Source organism: Candidatus Poriferisocius sp. (assembly GCF_965208355.1).
Taxonomy (GTDB): domain Bacteria; phylum Actinomycetota; class Acidimicrobiia; order Acidimicrobiales; family Bin134; genus Poriferisocius.
The window spans coordinates 3,211,425-3,236,594 of record NZ_CBDBOM010000003.1 but is presented as its reverse complement, the minus strand read 5'-3'; the positions used below and the strand labels follow the sequence as shown (position 1 = coordinate 3,236,594).

24 protein-coding genes and 2 tRNA genes are annotated in these 25,170 nt (G+C 65.2%); 9 read left to right on the top strand and 17 right to left on the bottom strand.

Annotation, left to right across the window (positions count from 1 at the left end):
* Window positions 1-34: 34 nt before the first annotated feature.
* The 7 genes from ACOGXH_RS16330 to ACOGXH_RS16300 form a co-directional block, all read right to left on the bottom strand.
* The gene (locus ACOGXH_RS16330; RefSeq protein ID WP_419930145.1) at window positions 35-1,219 is read right to left on the bottom strand and encodes a Fic family protein; all 1,185 of its coding nucleotides are present in this window, start codon (window positions 1,217-1,219) and stop codon (window positions 35-37) included.
* 84 nt (window positions 1,220-1,303) lie between these two features.
* Window positions 1,304-2,128, bottom strand: coding sequence for an HpcH/HpaI aldolase family protein (locus tag ACOGXH_RS16325; RefSeq protein WP_419930144.1), 825 nt, complete (start codon window positions 2,126-2,128; stop codon window positions 1,304-1,306).
* 54 nt (window positions 2,129-2,182) lie between these two features.
* Window positions 2,183-3,679 carry an ABC transporter substrate-binding protein gene (locus tag ACOGXH_RS16320; RefSeq protein ID WP_419930143.1) on the bottom strand — a complete coding sequence of 499 codons (1,497 nt, stop codon included), beginning with the start codon at window positions 3,677-3,679 and terminating at the stop codon, window positions 2,183-2,185.
* A gap of 67 nt (window positions 3,680-3,746) precedes the next feature.
* Window positions 3,747-4,595: a phytanoyl-CoA dioxygenase family protein gene (locus tag ACOGXH_RS16315; RefSeq protein ID WP_419930142.1), complete on the bottom strand. Its 849-nt coding sequence runs from the start codon at window positions 4,593-4,595 to the stop codon at window positions 3,747-3,749.
* Complete coding sequence (locus tag ACOGXH_RS16310) at window positions 4,592-6,106, bottom strand: alpha-L-arabinofuranosidase C-terminal domain-containing protein (protein ID WP_419930141.1); 1,515 nt, start codon at window positions 6,104-6,106, stop codon at window positions 4,592-4,594. The genes ACOGXH_RS16315 and ACOGXH_RS16310 overlap by 4 nt, the downstream gene beginning before the upstream one ends.
* Window positions 6,106-6,909, bottom strand: a complete 804-nt coding sequence (locus tag ACOGXH_RS16305; protein ID WP_419930140.1) for a phytanoyl-CoA dioxygenase family protein — start codon at window positions 6,907-6,909, stop codon at window positions 6,106-6,108. The genes ACOGXH_RS16310 and ACOGXH_RS16305 overlap by 1 nt, the downstream gene beginning before the upstream one ends.
* A gap of 3 nt (window positions 6,910-6,912) precedes the next feature.
* Window positions 6,913-6,986: transfer RNA gene (locus ACOGXH_RS16300), tRNA-Ala, on the bottom strand.
* Window positions 6,987-7,080: 94 nt separating this feature from the next.
* Here ACOGXH_RS16300 and ACOGXH_RS16295 point away from each other — a divergent pair.
* Both ACOGXH_RS16295 and ACOGXH_RS16290 read left to right on the top strand, forming a co-directional pair.
* Window positions 7,081-8,205, top strand: coding sequence for an acyl-CoA dehydrogenase family protein (locus tag ACOGXH_RS16295; RefSeq protein WP_419930139.1), 1,125 nt, complete (start codon window positions 7,081-7,083; stop codon window positions 8,203-8,205).
* Window positions 8,206-8,214: 9 nt separating this feature from the next.
* Window positions 8,215-9,465: an acyl-CoA dehydrogenase family protein gene (locus ACOGXH_RS16290; protein ID WP_419930138.1), complete on the top strand. Its 1,251-nt coding sequence runs from the start codon at window positions 8,215-8,217 to the stop codon at window positions 9,463-9,465.
* Between the two features lie 13 nt (window positions 9,466-9,478).
* On the opposite strand, the gene ACOGXH_RS16285 is transcribed toward ACOGXH_RS16290, so the two are convergent.
* From ACOGXH_RS16285 to ACOGXH_RS16270, 4 genes are read right to left on the bottom strand one after another with little or no spacing between them, the layout of a single operon-like run.
* Window positions 9,479-10,366, bottom strand: coding sequence for a hypothetical protein (locus tag ACOGXH_RS16285; RefSeq protein ID WP_419930137.1), 888 nt, complete (start codon window positions 10,364-10,366; stop codon window positions 9,479-9,481).
* A gap of 50 nt (window positions 10,367-10,416) precedes the next feature.
* The gene (gene xseB / locus ACOGXH_RS16280; protein ID WP_419930136.1) at window positions 10,417-10,659 is read right to left on the bottom strand and encodes an exodeoxyribonuclease VII small subunit; all 243 of its coding nucleotides are present in this window, start codon (window positions 10,657-10,659) and stop codon (window positions 10,417-10,419) included.
* A 13-nt stretch (window positions 10,660-10,672) separates the two neighbouring features.
* A complete protein-coding gene (gene xseA, locus ACOGXH_RS16275; RefSeq protein ID WP_419930135.1) occupies window positions 10,673-12,085 on the bottom strand; it encodes an exodeoxyribonuclease VII large subunit in 1,413 nt (470 codons plus the stop codon).
* On the bottom strand, window positions 12,082-13,974 hold the full coding sequence (locus tag ACOGXH_RS16270) for an ABC transporter ATP-binding protein (RefSeq protein ID WP_419930134.1): 1,893 nt from the start codon (window positions 13,972-13,974) through the stop codon (window positions 12,082-12,084). The genes xseA and ACOGXH_RS16270 overlap by 4 nt, the downstream gene beginning before the upstream one ends.
* Window positions 13,975-14,036: 62 nt before the next feature.
* On the opposite strand from ACOGXH_RS16270, the gene ACOGXH_RS16265 reads away from it, so the two are divergent.
* Window positions 14,037-14,633, top strand: coding sequence for a copper resistance CopC family protein (locus ACOGXH_RS16265; RefSeq protein WP_419930133.1), 597 nt, complete (start codon window positions 14,037-14,039; stop codon window positions 14,631-14,633).
* A gap of 1 nt (window position 14,634) precedes the next feature.
* Here the strand turns inward: ACOGXH_RS16265 and ACOGXH_RS16260 are convergent, their stop codons facing one another.
* On the bottom strand, window positions 14,635-15,084 hold the full coding sequence (locus tag ACOGXH_RS16260; RefSeq protein WP_419930132.1) for a nucleoside deaminase: 450 nt from the start codon (window positions 15,082-15,084) through the stop codon (window positions 14,635-14,637).
* A 54-nt stretch (window positions 15,085-15,138) separates the two neighbouring features.
* On the opposite strand from ACOGXH_RS16260, the gene ACOGXH_RS16255 reads away from it, so the two are divergent.
* A tRNA-Ser gene (locus ACOGXH_RS16255) sits at window positions 15,139-15,225 on the top strand.
* A 39-nt stretch (window positions 15,226-15,264) separates the two neighbouring features.
* On the opposite strand, the gene ACOGXH_RS16250 is transcribed toward ACOGXH_RS16255, so the two are convergent.
* Complete coding sequence (locus tag ACOGXH_RS16250) at window positions 15,265-16,734, bottom strand: ABC transporter substrate-binding protein (protein WP_419930131.1); 1,470 nt, start codon at window positions 16,732-16,734, stop codon at window positions 15,265-15,267.
* Window positions 16,735-16,865: 131 nt separating this feature from the next.
* Between ACOGXH_RS16250 and ACOGXH_RS16245 the strand changes: the two genes are divergently transcribed.
* The 4 genes from ACOGXH_RS16245 to ACOGXH_RS16230 all read left to right on the top strand — a co-directional run bounded on the left by ACOGXH_RS16245 (window position 16,866) and on the right by ACOGXH_RS16230 (window position 19,232).
* A complete protein-coding gene (locus tag ACOGXH_RS16245; RefSeq protein WP_419930130.1) occupies window positions 16,866-17,099 on the top strand; it encodes a type II toxin-antitoxin system ParD family antitoxin in 234 nt (77 codons plus the stop codon).
* Between the two features lie 10 nt (window positions 17,100-17,109).
* Entirely contained in the window at window positions 17,110-17,430 is a 321-nt protein-coding gene (locus tag ACOGXH_RS16240) for a type II toxin-antitoxin system RelE/ParE family toxin (RefSeq protein WP_419930129.1), read from the top strand.
* Window positions 17,431-17,762: 332 nt separating this feature from the next.
* On the top strand, window positions 17,763-18,602 hold the full coding sequence (locus ACOGXH_RS16235) for a TauD/TfdA dioxygenase family protein (protein ID WP_419930128.1): 840 nt from the start codon (window positions 17,763-17,765) through the stop codon (window positions 18,600-18,602).
* A 186-nt stretch (window positions 18,603-18,788) separates the two neighbouring features.
* A complete protein-coding gene (locus ACOGXH_RS16230; protein ID WP_419930127.1) occupies window positions 18,789-19,232 on the top strand; it encodes a Fur family transcriptional regulator in 444 nt (147 codons plus the stop codon).
* A gap of 48 nt (window positions 19,233-19,280) precedes the next feature.
* On the opposite strand, the gene ACOGXH_RS16225 is transcribed toward ACOGXH_RS16230, so the two are convergent.
* Genes ACOGXH_RS16225 through ACOGXH_RS16210 form a run of 4 tightly spaced genes read right to left on the bottom strand, consistent with a single transcriptional unit; the run spans window position 19,281 to window position 23,766 of the window.
* Window positions 19,281-20,297, bottom strand: a complete 1,017-nt coding sequence (locus ACOGXH_RS16225) for a WD40 repeat domain-containing protein (RefSeq protein ID WP_419930126.1) — start codon at window positions 20,295-20,297, stop codon at window positions 19,281-19,283.
* Window positions 20,294-21,274 (bottom strand): CobW family GTP-binding protein, encoded by a 981-nt coding sequence (locus ACOGXH_RS16220; RefSeq protein WP_419930125.1) that lies wholly within the window; start codon window positions 21,272-21,274, stop codon window positions 20,294-20,296. Before ACOGXH_RS16220 ends, ACOGXH_RS16225 begins: the two co-directional genes overlap by 4 nt.
* 36 nt (window positions 21,275-21,310) lie before the next feature.
* On the bottom strand, window positions 21,311-22,981 hold the full coding sequence (locus ACOGXH_RS16215; RefSeq protein WP_419930124.1) for a flavin-containing monooxygenase: 1,671 nt from the start codon (window positions 22,979-22,981) through the stop codon (window positions 21,311-21,313).
* Complete coding sequence (locus tag ACOGXH_RS16210) at window positions 22,951-23,766, bottom strand: alpha/beta fold hydrolase (protein ID WP_419930123.1); 816 nt, start codon at window positions 23,764-23,766, stop codon at window positions 22,951-22,953. Before ACOGXH_RS16210 ends, ACOGXH_RS16215 begins: the two co-directional genes overlap by 31 nt.
* A 214-nt stretch (window positions 23,767-23,980) precedes the next feature.
* Here ACOGXH_RS16210 and ACOGXH_RS16205 point away from each other — a divergent pair, with 214 nt between their 5' ends.
* Window positions 23,981-25,090, top strand: coding sequence for a DUF1214 domain-containing protein (locus ACOGXH_RS16205; RefSeq protein WP_419930122.1), 1,110 nt, complete (start codon window positions 23,981-23,983; stop codon window positions 25,088-25,090).
* Window positions 25,091-25,170 lie beyond the last annotated feature (80 nt).

Sequence of the window (25,170 nt, the reverse complement as noted above, 5' to 3'; positions counted from 1 at the left end):
TTGCCACGGGTGCTTCTCAAGTGGTCCGCCGAGGTCAGGCGGAAATGCCTGGCAACATTCTTTGGGGGAGGGTGACGTAGGGGTCGTCGTTCGTTCGGGGGGGTCGATCGGCTCGGATATTGATCCATAGGTCACGCAGTTCTTGAGAGCCGTGATAGGTGCGACCTCGGCCCGCGCCTCTCGGCTCGAGGATCCTGGCATCGACCATTGCTTTCAAGTCTCGGCTCGCAGTGAGGTCAGAGATTGGGTCTCCGTCGGTCATCTCAACTAGGCGTGAGTAGATCGGTCGGCGCAGTCTTCGACCACGTGCTGCATCGGCTAGCGCGCCGGTCACTCGATTCGGCAGGTTGTACCGGTCGACAAGTTGGGTGATGACGTCGTAGAGCTCCTCGGTCTCGCGGATGCGCCTCTGCAATGTCCATGCTTGTCGGTAGTGGGCCCTGAGCATGAAACGTATCCACGGTCGGGCTGAATTCTCCGGGTGCCAGTTGCCTTGGCCAACTTCAGTTAGGACTGCGTAGTAGTCGTCGGTGTTGCGGCCCAGGTACTCCTCGACCGAAGAGAAGATCGGGGAGACAATGCCCTCACCTGAGAGCACCATTGTCTGCAAGGCCCGGGCCATCCGTCCGTTGCCATCGCGGAAGGGGTGGATCATGACCAGGTTGAGGTGAGCCATTGCGGCCCGGAATATGACGGGTACAGAATCATCGTTGTATAGAGATTCGATGAGTTGGACCATGAGTGGCTCGACAAGTTCCACATCGGGCGCGTCATAGACACGGTCCCCGTTCTCATCTTCCACCCAGACCGGTCCTTGTCGGTAGAGGCCGGGTCGGGCGCGAAGGTCGTGTTTGGTCATCATGAAGTGGAGAGACCTCAATAGAGATTCGTCGATTTGAGTTTCGGCTTCGGCTAGTTGAAGGACATACGTCATGGCATCCCGGTAGCCAACTAGAGCCAGCCTGGTTTCCTCTGTGGTATCAAGTGGCTCTTCTCCCTCGATGGTGTCGAGCACGTCGTCGAGGGAGGCTCGGTAGCCCTCGATCCAGTTAGAGCCTCGTACTGCCCGGGCAAGACTCATTTTCCGCAGATGGCCAGCCCACCTTCGAGGCTTGTGTCGTACAAAAATGGAGAGGTCTCGCCGCAAACGCTCGATCTCTTCAATCACTATGAGGTCGGCGTCGTCCGGTTCTGGTGTGATGAAGATAATCAAGGACATGGCTTAGAACATATCATATTATGATAGGAAAAAGCTATCAACATGTCTTGATATCCGACGCAGGGACACTGGTGGAGCTAGGACCTAGTAGAGAGACTCGCCGCCTGCTTGGGTGCTGGGGTCGGTATTGCCGCTGAGGGCGTCGAGGACGGATTGGCGGTGGGCGGTGACGCTGGCGGAGAGGGCGGCGTTGTCGGCGGTGACGGTGACCAGGCGGAAGCCCTGCTCGACCCGGGTGGGGGTGAGCGATGGAGTGGAGTGGATGCCGGGGACCACGCCGTGGTTCTGACAGGCGGCCACGATGGCGGCCAGGGCATCGTCAAACGACGTTTCGCCATCGTTGTTGCCGGGAGGCAGGCCCAGGCTCACCGACAGGTCAGCCGGGCCGACGTACACGGCGTCGACCCCCGGGGTGGACACGATGTCGTCCAGATTCTCCAGGGCGGCCACCGTTTCCACCATGGGGATGCATTTCACCGCCTGGTTGGCCCCGGCGAAGTAGCCGGGCCCGTCGCGCAGCGCCACCCGGGTGGGGCCGAAGCTGCGGGAACCCTCAGGGGCGTAGCGGCAGGACCGCACCGCGGCCTCGGCCTCCTCACGGCTGTTGACCATGGGGATGATGACGCCCAGCGCCCCGGCGTCGAGCACCCGGCCGATGATGCCCTGCTCGTTCCACGGCACCCGTACCACCGGGGTAGATGCGCCCAGGTCGATGGCGGCCAGCATCGCCAGCGCGTCGGAATAGTCGGCAAAGCCGTGCTGCATGTCGATGCACACGTAGTCGAACCCGGCCCGAGACATGATCTCGCAGCTCATGGCCGAGGGCAGGCCCGCCCAGGCGCCCAGCGCCGGGCGCCCTGAAGCGAAGGCTTCGGCCAGCGGGTGGGATGGGGATGCCGCGTTGCTCATGGCCGCAACCGTATCCCTCCAATATGGCGGCTTGGTCAGTTCAACTGAGCCCGCCTATGGCGTGGCGTCCCGCATCGGGCCGGCCGGGACCAGCTGGCCTCGGGCACCAAGATCGGGGTCTTGCTCCAAGAGCTGGAAGGAGTCGTTGCTGGAGAGCTTGTCCGGCCCCAACGATGCGTAGGGCTGGCTGACAATCGAGAACTCTCCAACGTTGGCGATGGCCTCGGCGAAGGTCTCATGGGTCAGGTTGGGCCCGGCCGCGGTCGCCAGCAACTCGAAGAGCTGGAGGAACCGGCAGTGGGCGGAAAGGGCAGTAAACCAAAGCGGCTCGCCCTCTTCGAGGGTGTCGGGGTGCTTGATCTCGATGTCGGGATGTTTGGAACTAAACGCGTCCAGGCATTCCTTGAACCGGGGATCGGTCTCGAATGTCTGGGCATTTGTCATAGCCCCCACGGTGATCACACCCCGGGCCGACTCAGGGTCGACGTTGTTGCCGATGTTGGGGCCCAGCCCGGAGGCGTCAGTAGCCCAGATATCCACCTCGAGACCGTTGAGCCTGGCATTCTCAATGCCGGCCGAGGCGTTGCCGACGAGCAGAAGGGTGTCGGCGTCAGCCGCCCTGATGCGCTCGGACAACGTGGCCCACTCCTGATTCTGGGCAATGAGATCGGCCACTTGCGAGGAGGTGGCGATCTCAAGTACGGGCTCGACTCCCCGATCCCGCAGCAGGTTGGCAACCTCCTCGAGTTGGGGAGCCGCAGTTATGTCGGCAACCACCGCAATCGATCTTCCCTGAAGCATTCCCTCCGCATCCAGCAGGGTGAACAGGGCACCCGTGCTGACATCGCGCGTCACCCGCTCGTTGACCCAGGGGGCCCGAGCCACGGCCAGTCGTTCGGGGGTGATGGTCCCGCCGACCAAGATCGTCTCCTGTTGATCGACGATGCAGGTGTTGGCCACCTCGGCCGGGCCGAGGAATCCGAACAAGATTGCGAACACCTCGTTGTCCTCGGCAATGCGGAGGCAGGCGGCCTCGGCTTCGGTTGCGCCGATGGGGCTGTATTTGTCCATGATGACTTCCAACCGCCGGCCGTTGATGCCGCCCCGGTCGTTGACGTCGTCGACCAGCGCTTGGATGACGAGCTCCTGGTCGCCCCAGGTGGCTGGCGAGAAACCGAGTTCCACCAGTTGCTCGATGTCGAGGTAGGTGACGCCGATGGTGATGGTGTCGGCGGTCACGCCTCGCCATGTGGCGGTGAGGGGAATCTCCGGCTCCGGCTCCTCGGTAGGGGCCGGTTGGAACTCGGGCTCTTCCTCTTCGGGAGCATCCTCTAACGCTGGCTCTGGCTCCGGTTCGGGGGAAGCCTCTTCTGGCTCGGGTTCGGCCGCTTCAGGTTCTGGTTCCGGCTCGGGCGCGGCTGGTGCCTCAGTGGCTGGCGCAGGGGCGGGAGCGTCGGTATCGCCATCGTCGTCGTTGCCACCGCATGCCGCGGCGACCATGGCCAGAGCCACGAGCACCCCGACAAGCCAGCGCATCTTCTTGGTCTTCATGAGGTTCCCCTTCTGTGTCCCTCGCGGGTCCCGGGCTCGGGTCAGCTCAGGCCGCCCGACTGAGGGATCATATTCGATCAGGGGTTACCGGTCCCCCTGAGCGGATCACCGCGTACTGGCGCTCGGGGGCGTCGCAGGGTGCCCGGCCGGTGGGCGGTCCCTGGGTTGGATCGCCGGTGAGCAGTTCGGCTCCGGCGGGGGCGTATTGGAGGATGTAGGCCTTGCGCACCTCATCGGTGGTGTTGGGACCAGTGAGATGGGGCGTGAGCGACGAGAACACCACCGCGCCCCCGGCGGGCACCGGGGCGGCTACCGGATTCTCGCACTGCTCGAAGCACTCAAAGCCCAGAGGATCGACATAGGTGTGGGCCAGCGTCCCGTGGAGATGGACCCCGGGGGCCACCCACGGGCAGCCGTTTTCGACGGTGGCGTCGTTGAGGGCCAGCCACACGGTGAGGTACTGCTGGGGCTCGATGAAGGTGTAGCCGTTGTCCTGGTGCCAGGGGAATCGGCGGGGCTTCTCGGGCTTCTTGTACACCGCCTGGTCCCAGTACAGGTTCACGTCGGGGCCGACCAGGTCGAGGCACACCGCGCCGATGCGGGGATCGGCGGCCACTTGGCGCAGGGTGTTAGACCGGGCCACCAGATGGGGTGTGAAGGTGATGGCTCCGGCCTCGGCGATCATCAGCCGCTCGCCTTCGATTTGGCGAAGGCCGGCCTCGGTCTCGGCTTCGATAGCGTCGATCTCGTCTGTGACTGCGGTGATGGTGTCGGCGTCGAGCAGGTCCTCCATCACGAAGAACCCCTGGCGGTTGAACTCTTCGGTCTGCTCGGGGGTGAGAGCCGCGGGCGTCGAGGTAGCCGGACGCCAGGCGAAGTCCTGGTTCCAAGGGTGGGGGGTGTGGCGGCTGCTCATTGTGAACCGAGGAACACCAGGGTGACGTGGCTGTGGGGCGGCATCACTAGCGGGCCGTCAATGTCGATCTGGTCTTCGGTCGGCACCACCCGGTCGGGGGCTTCGGGCGTGTTGGCGGCGGCCGGGTCGTCGGCCCACAGGGTGATGCGCTGAGCCTGCCCTGCGATGCCGTCGAGGCCTACCAGCAACTCGTCGTCGGGCAGGCGGTTGACCAGCGATAAGTGGACTTGGCCGGAGTCGGGGTCGACGGTGCCCGCCGCGTCCAGCGCCGACAGTGATCCTCCCGGGGCATTCGTAGCGTCGATCCCGGCCTCGGTCAGCGCTCCCACATCCAGGCCGGTGCCCAGGGCGAAGTGTCGGGCCACGGCCAGGGGGTGGAAGGTGGTTTGGCGCACCACGCCGTCGGGAGTGGTGAGGATCGGGCCCAGCACGTTCACCATCTGCGCCTGGGTGGCCAAAGACACCTTGTCAGGATGACGCCACAGCACATGCAGCCAGGTGGCGTGGGCCAGCGCGTCTTTGAGGTCGAAGTGGTACTCGATCATGGGAACGGGCTCAGTATGCACCGGCGGCCCGACTTCGGCCCGCAGCCGCCGATTGATCACCTCGGGCTGGTTGGTCATCGACAGGTAGGGCTCAGGCCACACCCCCCACTCGTCGATGCAGATCCGCAGATCGTGATTGAGCTTGCGCCGCCGCTTGGCTGCCCCGATGAGCCCCCAGGTGTCGCAGATTTCTGCCTCAGAGGCCATCGGGCCGGCCAGAGCGCCTTCGTAGCTGAGCTCATTCCAGTAGAAGTGCAGCGACAGCCAGTCGAGCACCACTCCGGCCTCGTTGAGCACCGTCCAATTCCAGTCGGGGTCGTCGGCGCCCACCCCCACCAGCGAGATGCGGTTGTCGGCCCACCGCAGCAGCTTGCCCCACTCCCGGGTCAGCTCGGCGTAGGAATCGGCCGAGGTGTGCAGGTGCTGCCACCACCCGAAGTTCTCGTTGCCGATGCCCCAAATGGGAACGTTGTGGCGCTCGGGGTGGGGGCCAGCCTGCCGCAGCGCAACCTCGGGAACCGGCAGGTCGCTATTGCAGTAGGCGAGCCACTCCAGGGCCTCGTCGATGGTCCCGGTGGAGGCGTTCAAGTTGAGATAGGCAGGGGCGCCCAGCAGTCGGGCGTAGGCCAGAAACTCCTCGGTGCCGAACCGGTTGGTTTCCAGCATCGACCAGGCCAGATCGAACCGGGCCGGGCGGTCTTCTGCCGGCCCGATGCCGTCTCGCCAGTGGTAACCCGAGGCGAAGTTCCCACCCGGCCAGCGCAACACCGGCGGGGCCAGCTCCCGGGCCGCTTCCAGCACGTCGATGCGGTACCCGTGGGCGTCGGCCAGCGGGGAGTCCGGCTCGAAGACCCCGCCGTAGATCGCCCGCCCCATGTTCTCCAGGAACTGCCCGTACACCCGGTCGTCCACCACCCCCGTCGTGCGCCGGGAATCAACCAGAACGGTGGCGGTTGGCGTGGGCATTACCCCACCAGCTGGCCGTTGCGAAGCAGGGGGTCGAAGCGGTACATGGGGTTCTTGAAGCCGTCGAACTGCTCGAATCCCAGATCTTCGGTGCCGGCCGGGCAGCAGTGATACACCATGGCGGCGCGGATTCCGTCGGACACGTTGTCGGTGGAGCAGTGCATGAGGTGGCTGTCGAACACCAGCAGGTCGCCGGGCTGCATCATCACCGACTGGCTGTCGGACATGTCGTGGTCGACGATCTCCACATACCCCAGGTTGGCGTTGGGCCGCCGGTCGGGGACGTGCTCGTGGACCGGTTCGGCGTGGCTGCCGGGCAGGATGTGCAGGCAGCCGTTCTCCAAGGTGGCCTCGGTCACCGCCAGCCACAGCCCCACGATGGGCCGGGCCGGTTCGAAGGGGAAGTAGAAGCTGTCTTGGTGCCAGGGCTGGCCCCAGGCACCGGGGTTCTTGAAGATGAACTGCGACAAGAAGCAGTCCACGTCGGGGCCGATCAAGTCGCGCAGAATTCCCGTGATCCGCTCGTCGTGCAAGAACGACAGGAACGCCGGCCGGTCGTGCAGGGTGAACACCTTCGACACGGTGTCCTCTGGGCGATCGCCGCTCAGGTTCCCCTGGGACTCCGGGGCGACATGCATGCCCTCTGGGGTGATCCCCGACTCGTCCACCTCGCGCACCACGCCCACAACATCGTCGAGCATCCGGTTCCCCACCTCGGCCGGTGCAAACTCGTCCAAAATGAAAAACCCCTGAGCGTGGTAGCTGTCGAGCGCGGCGGGGGGCAGGGTGGACGTCGTCGCCATGAGTGGAGCTGATGGGACTCGAACCCACGACCCCCTGCTTGCAAAGCAGGTGCTCTAGCCAGCTGAGCTACAGCCCCGGACCTCTCAATCGTAATGGTCTCGATTCTGAGGGGGCGATCCAATACCCGTCTCAATGTGACCGGTTGGCGCTGTCGTGGTGGAATGGCCCCGGTGAGAGTCGATCTGAGCGACGATCAGGAGTTCTTCCGGGAGACGGCTCGTCGGTTCATCGAGGCCGAGGTGCCGGTCAGCGTGGTGCGGGAGTGGCACGACCTGCCCGACGGATACCCGCCGAGCTGGTGGCAGGCCGCGGCCGAGCTGGGCTGGACCTCGCTGATGGTGCCCGAGACGCTAGGCGGCGGCAGCATCTCGGGGCGCCCGATTGTTGACTTGACCATCGTGGCCGACGAGATGGGCCGGGGTGTGGTGCCGGGGCCATTCATGCCCACCAATGTGGTGGCCGACACCCTGGGCCGTTCGGGCACCGACGATCAGCAATCGCTGCTCGAGGGGGTCATGGCCGGCGAAGTGGTGCTGGCCTGGGCGCATTGCGAACCGGGTGGCGACTGGTCCGCCAGCCATGTGGCCGCCGCAGCGTCCTCGTCGAACGGCGGCTATTTGATCACCGGAACCAAGACCGCGGTGGAAGCCGGAGCCCAGGCCAATCACCTGCTGGTGACCGCTAGGACTCCCGATGGTTTGGCCCAGTTTCTGTTGCCGTCTGACGCTCCCGGCATCACCATCACCCCCCAGGATTCGCTCGATCTGGGCCGGCGATTCGCCGAGGTGCGCTTCAAAGGAGTAGCCGTCGGCCCCGAATCTATGGTGGGCGAGCCGGGGGCGGCCGCTGAAGCCGATGTGGAGCGCCAGCGGCTGGTGACCGTGCTGCTCCAGTGTGCCGACAACGCCGGGTCGGCGGCCAAAGTGCTGGAGTTCACCGTGGAGTACGCCTTCGACCGGTACTCGTTCGGGCGGCCCTTGGCCTCGTATCAGGCTCTCAAGCACCGTTTCGCCGACATGAAGCTGTGGTCGGAAGCCTCTCAGGCAGCGGTGGACGGGGCCGCCGATGCCCTGGCCGCCGGCGACGACGAAGCCCGCATGGTGAGCGTGGCCAAGTCGTATGTGGGCGACCACTCGGTGGATCTGATGCAGGACTGCGTGCAGATCCACGGCGGCATCGGGGTCACCTATGAGCACGACCTGCATCTGTATCTGCGCCGGGCCACCGTCAACCGGGGCCTGTTCGGCACCCCAGCCGAGCATCGGGACGCCCTGTCGGAAATGGTCGGGTACTAGGAGGAGACGATGGACGACTTTGTATACGCCGCCACCGATCCCGCCGAGTTGGCCGAGTACCGGGACGAGGTCGAGACGTGGATGAATGAGAACATGCCTCGGCGCGACCCGGTCAACCCCTGGCACCCCACCCATGACGACGACCTGAAGAGCACCCGAAATCGGGAGCTCCAGCGCCGGCTCTCCGACGGGGGATACGCCGCGGTGTGCTACCCCAAGGAGTACGGGGGCCAGAGCCTGACCATCGCCCACCAGCGGATCATCGACGACGTGAGCATGGACTTCGACATGCCGATCCTGTTCAGCGTGCCCACCCTGTCGATCTGCGGGCCGACCATTCTGGAGTGCGGCACCGAGGAGCAGAAGCAGCGCTATATCCCGGCGTGGATCCGAGGCGATGAACTGTGGGTGCAGTTCATGTCTGAGCCCAGCGGCGGCTCCGACATGGCTGGGGCCTTGACCCGGGCCGACCGGGACGGCGACACGTTCGTCATCAATGGCTCCAAGATTTGGAGCACGTTCGCCCAGCGCTCCGACTATGCCCTGATGCTGGCCCGCACCAACTGGGAGGTGCCCAAGCACCGGGGCCTCACCATGTTCATCGTGCCCATCCACCACCCGGGCATCGAGATTCACCCCATCCAGATGGTGGACGGCACCGAGGAGTTCTGCCAGGAGTACTTCAACGACGTCATTATTCCGGCCGAGAACGTGGTGGGCGAGGTGGACGACGGTTGGACGGTGGCCAGCCGTCTGCTGTTCCACGAGCGGGCCGCGGTGGGCAATGCCTCTCCCTACACCCAAGGCCGCCACCGGAACCGGTCGGCCGACGGTCTGGATGATCTGGCTGACATCGCCCGGGACTTCGGCGGCAACGTGGGCCGTCAACGCCAGCGCTTGGGAGAAACCGAGACGTTGAGTCGGGTGGAGGTTCTGCTGTCCGACCGGGTGGTGAAGGGAATCGAGAGCGGCTACTTTCCGGCGCCGGCCGGATCACTGGTTCGGCTGTTCCACGGCGTGTCCCGAGCCGACCGGTTGACAGTGGCCATGGAACTGCACGGCGATCGGGCCCTGGTGTGGAATCAGGGCGAGGACACCGGCTCCTACGGCGTGGAATTCGTCCAGCGCCAGCAGACCTGCATTGGTGGCGGCACTACCGAGATGGCTCGCAACATCATCAGCGAGCGGATCCTCGGCATGCCCCGCGAACTCGCCGCCGACCGCGACCTCCCCTTCAACCAAGTCCCCCGCAGCGGCTAGCTGCGCTGAAGCGCTACGACGCCAGGGGGCGGCCGAAGGGAAGGGAGTCTTGCCAGGTGCTGAGGAAGCTCTCGGCCCGGTAGGCGGCGGCTAGGAAGAGGCCGTCGGAGTGGTCGGCGATTTCCTCTAGCGACGCGGTGATCTGGGCGGCGGCGTCGGCGGCGATGGCGTCGGGGGTGGAGTCGCCGGTGGGCCACCAGGCGAACAGCGATCCGGCGGTGGAGATGAAGTCGGGGACTACGGTGGTGCCGGCCCGGCCGAGGATGGCCAGCGCCCGGGCGGTGACCGGGATCGGGCCGTAGGGGACCAGAGTGCCCACTTGGAGTTGTTCGGCTGCGGTGTGGTCGATGGCCCCCATCTTGGAACCGGCGAACAGCACGTCGACTTGGCCGTTCATTTCCACCATTGAGCCGCCCCGATCCTCAACTGCGGTAGTCAAAGCGTCGCAAACCGGTCCTGAGCCCTCGATGGCCACGGTGCGGCCGTCCAACCCGCCAGCCGCAGACGTCGCTGCGGCCACCACCCCCGCGATGGTCGCCCGATCGGCCACGTCTCCTATGGCGGCTCGGGGATCAGCCTCGGCCAATGACTCCAAAGCGGTTCGAGGCACCCGGGTGCCGGGCTCAGGCAGAAAGCGGCCTGAGGCCACCATGGGGGCGATCTCGGCGGTGAATTTGGCTACTGCGTCGGCTCGGTCGTCGTCGACGGCGTTGATCCCCGCCGAGGCTCCGCTGCGCTGCATCTCGAAGGTGGCGAAGGCGTAGGTCATCGACCGGGCCAAGTCGCTGGCCCCGCCGGGGAGGATCTTGCGGGCCGATCGGACGATGCCCACCGACTCGGGCGCGTCGGCCAAGTCGAAGACGATGAAGGCGTCGACCGTGTCGAGTTTCTCTATGGGCAAGACCTGCTCCCCGCTTGGTCTGTTGTCGGCGAAATACCGACTGTGTCGTTCTAGTCGTCTGAGGAAGCGTCTTCCGAGTCGGATGACGAGGACTCGTGGTCCAGTCCGGCCACGATCTCTTTCACCCGCACCTCGGCGTCGTTGATCCGCCCCCGGCACACCCGAATCAGCTCCGCGGCCCGCTCGACTTTCACGGCCAGCACGTCGATGTCGATGTCCTCGGCCTCCAGCTCACCCAGAATCTGCTGAAGCTCGCTCAGCGCGTCGGCGTAGCCGATCTCTTGTGTACTCATCGTCTCGTACTCCTCATTGTTCTTCAGACACGGTGCTGTGCAGCTCGCCTTCGGCCAGGGTGGTCACCAGCTCATCGCCTGCGGCAACCGCCGATGAGTTGCGCACAACTTTGTCGCCGTGACGGGTGATCGACCAACCGCGGGCCAAGATTGCCCGGGGATCGAGAAGTCGAGCCCGGCCCTCCAGGTTGACCAACTCTTTGGTGGCTGCCCTCGGGATTCGCAGAGCCTGGGCCATCACGCCTGACATCTTCATTTCCAGCGTGCGCCGCCCGTCGACAATGGCCGCAGTGGCCCGGTGGCGCATGGTCCCCGCGCAGTCGTCCACCTTGCGGGTTTCGCCCCGGGTTCGGGTCTCGGCCAAGTCTCGAACCCGCCCTGCCCGGCCCTCCAACCGGCTGCTGGCGCGATGCAGATGGCCCTCGGCGGTTCTAGCCGTGGTCTGGCTCACTGCCAGCAGTCGCCGGTTGGCGTCTTCCACCAGTCGTTGGGCCCACTCGGCAATTCCATCCCACGCCGCCTCAGTTGCCTGCAAATGGGCCCGAGCCACGCCCACAATGAACACCGCCGCCGCGGTGGGCGTCTTCTGGGCCTCGTGAGCTACCTCGTCGATGATGGTCCGGTCGATCTCGTGGCCAACCCCGGACACCACCGGCACCGGGGCGTTGGCGACGGCCCGGGCCACCGCCTCGCTGTCGAAGGCCACCAAATCGGTGCGGGCCCCGCCCCCTCTCACCACCGCGATCACGTCCACTCCGGCTCGCCCCACCGCGGCTATAGCCGCGGCGATAAGCGGAGGCGCGTCGGCGCCCTGCACCGGGGTGTCGGCCAACAGCACCTCCCAGGCCAAGCCGCTGTTCACCAGCTCGTCGCAGAAGTCGTGATGAGCCGCGCTGCCGTTGGAGGTCACCAGCCCGATCCGCAGCGGGGCTACGGGAAAGGGCACGCCCTGGTTCATGGCCAAGAGCCCCTCGTCGCGCAGCTTCTCCAGCAGGCGCAGCCGCTCGGCCTCCAGCTCGCCCAGCGTGAAGTTGGGGTCGATGCCCGACATGTACAGCTGGAGGCGGCCTCCGGGAGGCCAGAAGTCCAGCTTGCCCAGGATGCGGATCTTCATCCCGTCTTCCATGGCCATGCCACCGTGGCGGCGCAGCGTCTCCTCCACCCGCTCGCGGTTGAACCGGAACAGCGCCACCGACACTGATGCCTCGGGCTGCTTGCCGGCGCCGTTGTCGGGGTCGGGCTCCACCAGGTCGAAGTACATGTGCCCGCTGCGGGCCCGGCTCAGGTTGCGGATCTCGCCCTCCACCCACAGCTCGTCGCCGAAGGCGTCGCTCAGCACCTGCTTGATTCGGTCGGCCAGCTCGGCGACGGTGAACGTCACCGGGCCGGCCGCGGCCCTCGGATCAGCGGAGTCGAACAGGCTCATGCCGTGCTCTCAGCGGGAGACCGCTGCTCGTTGCGCACCAAGGTGCGGTACAGCTCGGCGTACAGCCCGTTGGCGGCCAGCAGATCCTCGTGCTGCCCCGATTCCACCAGCTCCCCTCGGTCGAGCACCAAGATCAAATCGGCGTTGGTCACCGTGGACAGCCGGTGGGCGATTACCACCGCGGTGCGCCCTTGAAGGGCAATCCCCAAGGCCTGCTGCACCAGCGCCTCGTTCTCGCTGTCGAGGTGGCTGGTGGCTTCGTCCAGCACCACGATGGCCGGGTCTTTAAGCAGCACCCGGGCGATAGCCAGCCGCTGTTTCTCACCGCCCGACAGGCGGTAGCCCCGCTCGCCTACCACCGTGTCGTAGCCCTGGGGTAGTGAGGCGATGAGGTTGTGGATGTGGGCTGAACGGCAGGCGGCCTCCATCTCGGCCTCGGTGGCGCCGGGCCGGGCATAGCGCAGGTTGTCGCCCACCGTCTCGTGGAACAGGTGGGGATCCTGGGGCACCACCCCCATGGAGGCTCGCAGCGACTCCTGGGCGACGTCACGCACGTCGGTGCCATCGATCAGCACCGCTCCGGTGTCCACGTCGTAGAGCCGGGTCAACAGCGCGGCCAAGGTGGTCTTCCCCGCTCCCGATGGCCCCACCAATGCCACCAGCTGGCCCGGTTCGATCACCGCCGACAGGTGGCGCAGCACCGGCTGGCCGGTGGCCTCCGGGGCGGCCGTGTCGGTTTGCAGCGAGGCCAGCCGGTCGTCGCTGGGCGGATAGGTGAAGGTCACGTCGGCTAGTTCGATGCGCCCCTTGGGCTGTTGCAGGGCCATCGCATCGGGCCGGTCGGCGATGGGGTTGGGGGTGTCCAGCACCTCGAACACCCGCTCGAACGACACCAGCGCGGTCATCACATCCACCCGGGCGTTGGTCAAGCTGGTGAGCGGGGTATAGATCCGCACCACCATCAGCCCCATGGCGGCCAGCGTTCCCACGGTGATGGCCCCAGAGATCACCAGCTGGGCCCCCACCCAGTACAGCACCGCGGCGCCCACCGCCCCCACCAGGCTCAAAGCGATGAAGAACGTCCGCCCGTACATGGCGCTGCGCACCCCGATGTCTCGCACCCGTCCGGCGGTTGATCCGAACCCGTCCCGCTCCTGGTTGTGGCGCCCGAACAGCTTCACCAGCAGTGCCCCCGACACGTTCAACCGCTCGGTCATCACCGTGTTCATGGAGGCGTTGTGCTCCATGGACTCCCGGGTGAGGGCCTGGAGCTTCCGGCCCACCCGCTTGGTGGGCAAGATGAACACCGGCAGCAGGGCCAGCGCCATCAGCGTGAGCCGCCACTCCAGCAGGAACATGGCCACCAGCGTGGTGGCCAGCACGATGGTGTTGGACACCACCGACCCCAGCGTGCCGGTGAACGCCCGCTGGGCGCCGATCACGTCGTTGTTCATGCGGCTGATGAGCGATCCGGTCTGCACCCGGGTGAAGAACGCCATAGGCATCCGCTGCACGTGGTCGTACAGCTTCACCCGCAGGTCGTAGATCAGCCCCTCGCCGATGCGGGCCGACCAGTAGCGCTCGACAAACGACAGCGCCGCCTCGCCGAAAGCGGCCAGCACGATGATCCCGGCCAGCAGATGCACTTGGCCCCGGTCGCGGTTCTCGATGGCCTCGTCGATGATCTGCCGGAACAGCAGCGGGGGCACCAGCGACAGCAGCGCTCCCAGCAGCAGCACCACCACGAACCCGATGAGCATGGCCCGGAAGGGGCGCGCAAAGCTGGCCACCCGGCGGATCGTCTGCCCGGCTATCTGCTTGCCCCTGACCCCGGTTGGGTCGTGGCCGATGGCGCCGTGGGCGCCGCCCATCGCATGCACTGACTGCACGATACGCCCCGCTAGTGACAGTCGGCTGTTTGGAGGGCCAAGTTGGGTCGTAGGGTTGGGAAATGCGGGCTCGGACCCAAAAGGCAGTGGCGCTGGTGGTGGCCATCGCCATCGTTTTGGCCTTGCTGCTCTCGCTGTTGGTCGTGTTCAGTGACACTGCCGCGGCTCATGCCGAGATGCGCCGGTCGGCCCCGAAGCCCGATCAAGCAGTCGGAGGACTGGTCGACCGGGTGGAAATGGAGTTCCGGGAGCCCATTGAGCCCCACGATCAGAACGGGGTGGCGCTGCAATATCCCGACGGCACCCGCGCTTTGACGGCGATTGAGGTGAACGGCCACCTAGTGCGGGGCCACTTCGACCCGCTTACTGAGCCCGGCACCTACAAGGTGATCTGGGAACTGCTGGACCAAAGCGATGGCGATTGGGCCACTGAGGAGTGGGAGTTCACCTACGACCCGGCTGCCGCCCCACCAGAGTGGCTTCCCGAGTCGGCCGCCGAAGGGTCGGGCGGCGATGGCGGCATCAGCGGGGCCACCGTGGCGTTGATAGTGATCATCCCCGTGGCCGTGGTGTTAGTCGTCTGGCTGTTCTGGCCCCGCCGCCGAGGGGAAGATCGGGCCCAGCAGCGGAGGAGCGCCCGCACCAAGAAGCGCCGCTGATTCAGCGGCGTTCGGCAAAGAACTCCCGGAGCAGGGCGGCGGACTTCTCTCGGCCCACCCCGGCCACCACCTCGAAGTTGTGGTTGAGCCGGGGATCGGCGCCCAGGTTGTAGAGGGTTCCGCAAGCCCCCGCCTTGGGGTCTTCGGCAGCGAACACCACCCGGGCCACCCGGGCCATCACTGCCGCGCCGGCGCACATCGGGCACGGTTCCAGGGTGGTGGCCAGCACCGCCCCGTCGAGCCGAGACGTGCCCTGTACCTTGGCTGCGTCCCGCAGTGCCAGGATCTCGGCGTGGGCGGTGGGATCGTTGGTGCTCAACCGCTCATTGTGACGGGCGGCCACCACTTTCCCGTCGATGGCTACCACTGCGCCGATGGGCACCTCGCCGCCCTCAGCGGCCCGCCGAGCCTCGGCCAACGCCAGATCCATGAGCTGGCGATCATCGGTCACGTGGTCAGGATATGGGCTGGGAGGCCGCCGACACCGCTCACTATTCTGAAGGGCGGAAGGTTGCCAGAGCGGACGAATGGGGCGGCCTCGAAAGCCGTTGTGGCCTCCGGGTCACCGTGGGTTCGAATCCCACACCTTCCGCGCTAGCCGATGAGGCTCATCGGGATCACGCCGTGCATCTCATCGGGGAACGAAGGCATCCAACTCCGCGTCGTAGACGAACAGCGCCGGCTGGGCGTTGGACACCCACGGCTTGTCGGGGGCCAACGACCCGCTCGGCGACCCGGTCATGGGGAATGTTCCGAGGTTGTAGCCAGCCTGGAGGAAGCTCTCCGGGGTGAGGTTGGGCCCGGCGGCTGTCGCCAGCGCCACAAAGACGTCCCACGCCGCGCAAACCTCGATCGCGGTCCCGGCTTGGGCATCTTCGGCTTTGCCGGACGTTCCCAAGCCCTGATCGGTCGCCGCGTTGATGATGTCGAAGCACTCGGGAATGCCATAGAGGCCTTGGGCGGCCAGTTCTTCGGCGCCGGGCTCACCGGTGGCAATCAGATTGGAAAACAGGCTCAGATCGGCGCCCATCGCGTTATTGCTAGGCGCGTCGTTGGCCGGGGTGACGATGTTCCAGTCGGTTAGCCCTGCCCGCACAAGCCCTTGCAGGCTTCCGGCCACTGCGCCGTCGACGTTGATGATCCAGTCGGGGTTGCGCGTCCGCCACCGCTCGACGTGGATGTCGATCTCGGCCTCCGCAGCAATAAGATCCTCCCCGCCGACCTGCTGTCTGGTGACCTCGACAATCTCGGCCCCGAAACTGCGCAGCAGTTCCTCGGCGGTCTCGATCCGCCCGTCGACAGAAGCGCCGTAGATGACCACCCTGGCTCCCTCAAGCTCGGGCCTCAACAGTTCCAGTCCGGCGAGCAGCGAGCCGAACTGGTACGGGCGGGTGGTGATCAAGCGCCCGTCGCTCATATCGAGATCCTGCTGATCCAAGTCGGAGGTGTTGATGACGATGGTCTCGTTGAGGTCGATGTAGCAGAAGATGCTGCCCCAGCCGGCGGGCATAAAACCGAGCACCAAGAACACCTCGTTGTCTTCGGTGAGAGCCACGCAGGCTGCTTCGAACGCCACCGAATCGAGGATGTCCCATTGTTCGGTGATGATCTCCACCTGACGCCCATTGATCCCGCCGGCAGCATTGGTGGCGTCGACCAACGGCTGATACCGGGCCAGGATGTCGCCCACATCGGCAAAGACGGTCACATCGGTGATGGCAACGCCCAAAGTGATTGTGTCGGCCGTCACGCCCCGAGCAGTCGCCATCAGCTCGACAACTTCTTCTTCGTCCTCGTCGCTCTCTTCGGCGTCGCTCTCCACGGCGCCGCTTTCCTCAGGAGCGTCTGCGGGGGAGCTGTCTTCCTCTGAAGCCCCGCTCTCGGCCGTGCTGCTCTGCTCAGAGTCTCCGTCGGCAGCGGCCGAGTCGCCCCCGTCTTCTGGCGCGGCACTGTCCTCATCAGGAGCGGTCGTGGGCTCCGGTGCCGCCGTCGCCTCACTCGCGCCCGCCGAATCGGTTGGGGACTCGTCTGAATCCCCACCGCACCCGGCAAGAAACAGCGCCATCACAACCACTAGGGCCAGCCATTTCCCTCGGCGCATCACTTCCCCCTCGCGGCCTACTAGTGAATTCCGCGACAATGGTAATTCGCTTACTCCGCCTATCAGCCAAAGAGTAGCCGGAGATCGTGTAGTGCTTTGGCAAGGTTTGCCAAAGCACTACACTCTGAGCGATGACCACGATGAATGTGTCGCTCCCCGATGACCTCAAGTCCTTTGTCGACTCCCAAGTCAACGATGGCAACTACGGCTCGACAAGCGAATACGTGCGCAACCTGATCCGTCGCGACCACGGCCGCCTCCAGCTCCGCAACGCCCTCCTTGAAGGCGCCCGTTCCCCCATCGCCAACAACGCCGACTCCGACTACTTCGCAGCACTCCGAACTCAGGCCCAAGCCAGCTCCTGAGTTCACGCCAGTGCAAGCCAGCCTCCGCGCCGCCGCAGCGGCCGACATAGCCTCCGCGGTGAGCTACTACCGCGACCAAGCCGGTTCTGAAACAGCAGTCGAATTCGTCGATCAACTCGAAGCCGCAGTCGAGCACCTCCGTCGACACCCTCTCACCGGATCCCTCCAATTCTCCTATGAACTTGAGATTCCAGACCTGGGGAGCTGGCCTCTACGCAAGTTCCCGTACCTGATCTTCTACGTGCCTGACGACAATCACATAGACATCTGGCGCGTCCTGCACGCCCGACGAGACATTCCAGCCATCCTCACATCTGAGCCACCGGAGTGAGCTTCGCCCGGGAGGAACACCGCCAAGCCAGCCAGTGATCTTCACCGGAAGCAGCGGGAAATCGACCGGGGTTGGTCAACTACTGAAAGCGGAATCAGCCAGAGACGTCGAGGATCAGGCCCAGCACTCCACCTCGATCTCCACCTCTGACGCAAACCCTCGAAGTTGCGAAGTCAGCGGCACGACCTGAATGACATTGGGCATATCGATGGCACTACGGCGCCACCCGCCGCGCTCTCCTCGATTGCTCGAACCAGAGATATCGATCATCATCGACCGGAACTAAGCTGGCTTCGCACCCTACTTGTGCATGGTCGATGGAGAAGGCACGTATGAGAGTCACCCCCGTCTCGGGATCGCTGGGCGCTGAGCTATCCGGGGTGGACCTGGTCGATTTGGACGACGACGCCAAGAAGATGCTTCGCGAGGCCATTGTGGAACATGAGGTGGTGTTCATCCGCGGCGCCTTCCTCGACGAAGAACAGCACTTTGCTCTGGGCCGGGTACTCGGCGAGCCCAACATCTGGCCCCTGTTTGCGTTGATGGGCGTCACCGAGCCGACCATGGCCGTTATCGAAGACGGCCCCGACAGCCCGCCCGAGGCTGACTATTGGCACACCGACGTTACCTATGTGGCCGAACCACCCGATTTCGCCCTGCTGCAGGCCAATATCGTGCCCGAACGCGGCGGCGACACCCTGTGGGCTTCGATGACCGCCGCATTCGAGGCCCTGTCGGAGCCCATGAAGGGCTTCTGCCGCGGCTTGACCGTCCGACACAGCTGCGACGGCTTCATTGCCGGTATGGAGCGCAAGAACCCAGGATCGTCGGCCGAGAACGACATCGGACGGCGATTTCGCGATGCCTACCCCCCCGTGGACCACCCCTTGATTCGCATACACCCCGAGTCAGGCCGAGAGGTGCTCTTCCTTGGCGGAACGTTTATGCAGCGAGTCAACGAGCTCACCGAGCACGAGAGCGCAGCGCTGCTGGATCTGTTGGGGCGCCACATCGATGACGCCCGCTTTCACTGCCGGTGGCGCTGGCAGCCCGGCGACCTCGCCATCTGGGACGAGCGCTCCACCAACCACCGATCTGCCGCTGACCACTTCCCCCAACACCGCCAAATCCGCCGCTGCGACGTGGGCAGCGCCCGCCCAACCCGCCACTAGCGGCGGCTAGTGGGCAGCCACGCCATGCCATTCTTCCTGCATTTCCCAGTAGCTGGTTTCGCCGCGGAGCAAACGGCAAGCTATTTCGGGAAGCTCGCTGCATGGGTCCTCTCCGAACCAGCGATGGTGGATGGTCGACGACAAGCCCAGGTCAAGCAGCCCAGGGCGGTTCAGTAGGATAAGCCGATGGGCCCGCGGCTTGTCGATACTCACAACTTGGTATCGGCCCGCCTTCGTGAAGCCGGCCAGCTCTACACCAAAGGCCGGCGGGAACTCGTCGATCTCCTCCTTCGCGCCGGTCGGCCAGCAACCATCCCTGAGATGCTGGAACTGCGTCCTCGTCTGACTCAAAGCTCGCTTTATCGCAATATGGCCGACCTCGAGAGCGTGGGCGTCGTGCGACGAGTCGCCGGAGTCGACGACTCGACTCGCTACGAGTTCTCCGTCGACATAATCGGCCATCACCACCACACCATCTGCACCGTGTGTGGAGGGGTTGACGACTTCTTCATGCCTGCTGCGGCTGAACGCAGTCTTGAGACAGCACTCGACGAGGCGCTGAGCACGACGGGTTTCCAACCGAAATCTCATCGGCTTGACGTGTTCGGAACCTGTCCCGCCTGCTCCTAGCCGCCACGGCTCGCCGACGTCCTCTGAACCAACCAGAAAACCGCGCTGTCAGATGGCGAGCTTGACGACGCCTCCGTCGGCCCGCCCGATCAGAAGGTCGTCGTCGCTGACCCACTGAATCCGGCTAGTCGAGACATCGGACTCGACCGCAGTGGCTGGAGAGAGATCCTGGCCGGCGCGCGTCGGGGCACCCCATACGATGGTGCGACCATCGCCTCCCCCCGTAGCGATGTACGCGCCCGATGGGCTCCATGCGAGGCCCTCAATGTGCTTGTCGTGACCGGATGAGGATGCCGGAGCCGTGCCGGCTGGTCCGCTACCGCTGAAGTCCCAGACAGTGAGCTCGCCCAGGCACGCCACCGCGAGCCAACGGCCGTCGTCCCGGAACGCAAGTCGCTCGATCTTTGACGGGTAGCCATCCATGGAGAGTTCCCGACCGCTCCACAGCTTCCACAGATGGACGGTTGAGTCTTGTGCCCCGGCGCAGGCCCACTTTCCATCGGGCGACAGTACGAGCGCGAGCAGCGAACCTCTCCAGTCGAAGCGCCGGCTACGCCCGCTCCGCGGTCCGACAACGTCGTGCCAGTCGACGCCGCCGTACGCGGCCGCACCGACGCGCGTGCCGTCGAGCGACCAGGCAACCGCCGTGACTGTGGAGGGTTGATCGTCGAAGTCGTGGAGGAGCGCGCCGTCCTCGTCGACGATGAGCAGGCGACGGCCGGCGCCGATCGCCAGCAGAGGGGAATCTGGCGACCAGGCCAGCGCCGTCGCCCACTCAGACCCAGCGACGAACCCCGCAGGGGCCCCTGTGTGGTCGTAGATCCGGACATGTCCGTCCTGCCCACCGACCGCGAAGCGGCTCCCATCAGAAGACCACGCCGCGCTCAGAGCACCCATTTCATGGCGTTCCAACGGTTTGGCTGATCCGTCAGCGGTGTCGATGAGCACGACGTCGCCGCCCAACGACCCGGCCACGGCCTGGTGGCGGGGCGGCGAGAGTTCGAGTACGCCCACATAGTCCTCGAGGTCCACCCGCCATTGAGCGGCAGGCGAGGTGTCGGTCATACGAGGCAGGACCGGAAGCTTGCCTCTAGCGATGCCCGGTCGAGATTGCGCCCGATGAACACAAGGCGATTGCGCCGCTTTTCGCCACCCCAAGTCCCGTGGGCCTGACCATCGATGAGCATGTGGACACCCTGGAACACATACCGCTCCTCCCACCCGGCGATAGACAAGATGCCCTTCGAGCGGAATATGTCGGTGCCCTTCGTACCTAAGAGATTGCCCATCCACTCGTTGAGCCGGTCAATGTCGAGGTCGCCATCCACCTCGATGCCAACCGACGTGACCGTCAGGTCGTGCTGGTGCTCGGCATCGGGATCCAGGAACTCCGGATCATCGGCCAACACCCGGTCGAGCGAAAAGGCGCCGACCTCGAGGATCGCATCTAAGTCCACCTTTCCATGCTGGGTCCGGATGATCGGAGCAAGCGGGTTGACCTCTCGGATCCGGGACTCGACCTCGTCAAGCTCGCGATCGTCGGCAAGGTCAATCTTGTTGAGCACAATCCGATCGGCGAAGGCCAGCTGCTCGACAGCTTCGTTCTCCACGCCCTCGGGCTTCTCTTCGTCCAGGTGGGGTAGGAGGTGCTTGGCGTCAACCACGGTGACGATGGCGTCGAGCCGCAACTGGTCAGCCATCTCGTCGTCAACGAAGAACGTCTGGGCCACCGGCGCAGGGTCGGCAAGCCCGGTCGTCTCAATGAGGATCTGGTCGAACCGGTCTTTGCGTCGCATCAGATTGCCGAGGATGCGGATCAGATCGCCTCGCACGGTGCAGCAGATGCAGCCGTTGTTCATCTCGAAGATTTCTTCCTCGGCATCGAGCACGATCGCATCGTCGATGCCGACCTCGCCGAACTCGTTCTCGATTACCGCAATCCGCTTCCCGTGCTGCTCGGTGAGAATGTGGTTCAACAACGTGGTCTTGCCCGCGCCCAAGAACCCCGTCAGCACCGTTACAGGAACTCGCTCATCAGCCATGGCTTAATGATAATGGTTCCCATTCCCGTGTCTATTTCAGCGCTGATTCCATCGTAGGTGCGGTTTCCGGGCGGCAGTGTGGTGAGCTTCCCGAAAAACGAAACCCTTGTAGCCGTTGGCGGCGTTTTCTTCGCAGATCTCGCGGTAGGTGTGGGTGCCGCCGAGGTAGAAGGTGACCCCTTGGGGCTTGCCTTCGATATTGGCGCCCGTCCACCAGGAATCCGTTTTGCCGACGATGCTCTGGGCGGCGATGTCGTGGACCTGCTGGGTCCATTGGGCTTCGGCCTCGGGGTCGGCGTCTATGCGGTGGAGACCGTGGTCGAGCATGTGGGCGAGGCAGTCGGCGATCCAGTCGACATGCTGTTCGATGGAGAAGATCACGTTGCTGAACACCGCGGGGCTGCCGGGACCGGTGATCATGAAGAAATTGGGGAATCCCGACGCCACCAGGCCCAGATAGGCGCCGGCCCCTTCGGCCCATTTGGCCCGGAGCGGCAGTCCGCCGACTCCCCGGATGTCCATGGCCAGCAAGGCGCCGGTCATGCCGTCGAAGCCGGTGGCGTACACGATCAGGTCGAGTTCGTAGGAGTCCTCGGTGGTTCGCAGTCCTTGAGGGGTGATCTCCTCAATGGGGGCAGTCGCCACGTCTACCAGCGTCACGTTCTCCCGGTTGTAGGTTTCGAAGTAGTCGATTTCCACGATCAGCCGGCGGGCGCCGAGGGGGTGGTCGATGGCCAGGAGGCTCTCGGCCACCGCCGGATCGGCGACCTTCTCTTTGATCTTGTCCAAGACGAACTGCGACGTGATCTGGTTCGACTCGGCGTTGGTCATCACGTCGTCGAAGGTTCGGGCGAAGCCCGGCCCGCCCAGCGCCCACGAGTCCTCCATGATCCTCGTACGGGTGGTCTCGTCGACTTCGAGAGCCGACGAGACCTCGGGAGGCCGACGCCCCATGCCGACCGGGTTGGATCGCTTGAGCTCCCACCGCTCGCGGTAGTTGTGCTTCAGCTCCTCAAGGTGGTCGGCGTCGATTGGCCGATTGCGGGCCGGGATGGCGAATTGCGGGGTGCGCTGGAACACGAACAGGTGGTCGGCCTGTTTGGCCAGCTGCGGGATGGCCTGCACGGCCGTTGACCCGGTGCCGATCACGCCGACCCGCATGCCGGTGACGTCGATGCCGCCCTTGGGCCAGCGGGCGGTGTGGATCTGTCGGCCCTCGAACGTTTCGACGCCCTCGAACCGGGGCGTGTTCACCTCCGACAGGCAGCCCGCGGCCGAAATGAGAAACCGAGCCGAGACTGTCTCGCCGTTCGATGTACTGATCAGCCAGCGGCACTGGTCGTCGTCGAAGCGGGCCTGATCCACGCGGGTCTCGAACTCGATGTCGCGGCGCAGGTCAAAGCGGTCGGCAACGTGGTTGAAGTATCGCTCCAGCTCCGGCTGGGTAGGGAACCGCTCAGTCCACTCCCACTCCAGTTCGAGCTCCTCAGAAAACGTGTAGCAGTAGTCCCAGCTCTCCACGTCGCACCGAGCGCCGGGGTAGCGGTTCCAGTACCAGGTTCCGCCCACCCCATCGCCCTTCTCGTAGACCTTGGCCGACAGTCCGAGCCCGCGAACCCGGTGGAGGGCATAAAGCCCGGCAGCGCCGGCGCCGATGATGACGACGTCGAAGTCCACTAATTCTCCTGATTCCGGTCGCCAAGCCATCTCAGCACAACCGCAGCGACTGCCTCGGGTTGTTCGGGCAACAGGGCGTGACCGGCGCGGGGGATGGTGGCGAGTGTGGCCCGGTCGCCGAGCTGTTCCACGATGGTGCTGGCGTTGGTTGGCAGGGCGACCATGTCGTCCTCGGGCTGCACGACCAGCACGTCGGCCTGGCCGGCTTGCCACCAGTGGCTCGGATCGAGCGAGGTCGACGCATGTGCCTGGCCCCCCGAAGCGTTGCGGTGCCATCCGTCGAACCAAACCGAGGCGTCGTTGCCGGGGGCGAAAAAGGCCTTGGCCACCGCGGCTTGGTGCTCAGCGTCGGAGGCGTCGGACATGAAGACGGTCCGAAGGGCTTCGAGGTGCTCGGGCGCCGCCGGTATGAGACCCCCGCAGGCCAGCAAGACCACGCTCTCCACCAACTCGGGGTATTCGGTGGCGGTCATCCGGGCCACACGATTACCGAAGGCGTGGCCCACCAGCGTGGCCGGGGCAATGTCGAGGGCCTTGATGACGGCGGCGATGTCGGCAGCTAGATCGAACATCGAGAGATCGTCGAGTGGGCCGGTGCTGGCCCCGATGCCCCGGGGCTCGGGGGCAACGGCCATGTAGCCGTGGTCGGCCAGGCGCACTGACAGGTCGTCGAAGTCGTCGGCCCCGCGGCCCAGCGATGGGATCAGCACCACCGCGGGACCCTCCCCGGCGATCTTCACCTCTATGGGACCCGCCGGGCCGTCCATGATCTCGGTGCGTCGATAGCCGTCGGCAACATCAATCCCGCTCTGCATACCGCCGATCTTTACACGGCTTCGCAGTTGCCGCAGGTGGCTTGGGCGTTGGGCATTGCGGATGACTGTCTTCCTGCGGAAGTAGTATCCGGCACATGGGTGACGCACTTGGCATCGAACATCTCTTTGATCTCTCCGGGTCGGAGAAGGTGCCCTACCGCATCTTCCCCGGCGTGTACTAGGAGGACGCTCCTCTACGGGATCGAGCGGGTAGGTGGCTGCTGACGTGGATCCCTCAATCGAGGCCTGGCGGGCGTACTGCCAGGCGATGGCCGACGCCGGGGAGTTGGTGCTGGCCGAGGGAGCGCCGGATCATGCCAATGCCCGCGCCGAGGGCATTCGGGCGCTAAGCCGATTCTTTGTTTTCGGGTTGGAGAATTGCCTGGAGCGGGCCGATCCGCAGCGACCGGAGTTCGTAGACGTCCAGACCACCATCCGCAAGTACATGGGTGACAACCCCGACCAGACTTATTTCTCTGCTTCCATCAGCGGCGATCGGTCGTACCGGATCAACGCCACGATGGCCGGGGCAGTGGCCGTAGAGATCGGGGTATACGCCGGCAGCTTCGCCAGCGGTGGAGGACGACGATTGGTGGACGCGGTGGAGGACACCACGCTGTTGGTCGACCCCGACGGGAGCTATGAGCTGCTGCTCACCCCCGACCCCGAGCCCGACAACCCCAATCAGCTCCGTTTGGAAGCCGACGCCAGCTCGGTTCTCATCCGCACTTACTTCACCGATCTGGCCGTGAGGTTGGCCCATCCCCGGCCTACCATCGAGGCCATCCCCTCCGCGGGGCCTGCCCCCATGCTCACACCTGATCAGCTGCGCCAGGGGCTGGAGATATCCGTACTCATCGCCACCGGTTCGTTCGGCTGGTGGGTACAGCAGAGGAAGAAGGTGCCGAGTGACGTGCCCGTCAACACCTTCCCGCCGCTGCCCGACGAGGGCGACCTGCTCACCCCCGAGAACGTGCGCTACCTCTCCGGCGACTGGGAGCTCGCCCCCCACGAGGCGCTGGTTTTGGACTTCGACCCGTCGGGCGGGGCCGACTACTGGGCGTGGGTGCTGCTGAGCCACTGGGGCGAAACGGTGGATTGGCGAAATCGAACCGCGGTCATCAACGGAGACACCGCGGTGCGCCGCGACGATGGCACAGTGCGCCTGGTGGTGGCCCACCAAGACCCCGGTATGCCCAACTGGCTGGACACCGCCGGTCACCCCCAAGGATCGCTCAGCCTGCGCTGGTTCCGCTCTGACGCCCCTCTGCCCGTCGCCGATGCCCGGGTAATTCCCTTCGACCAGCTGCCCACTGTCGAATAGCCGATCAGGTCGCCCTTCGACCTGATCGATTCGAGACCTTGACCCGTGGTGCCGGGAGTACGCTGGGAACGTTGTCAATC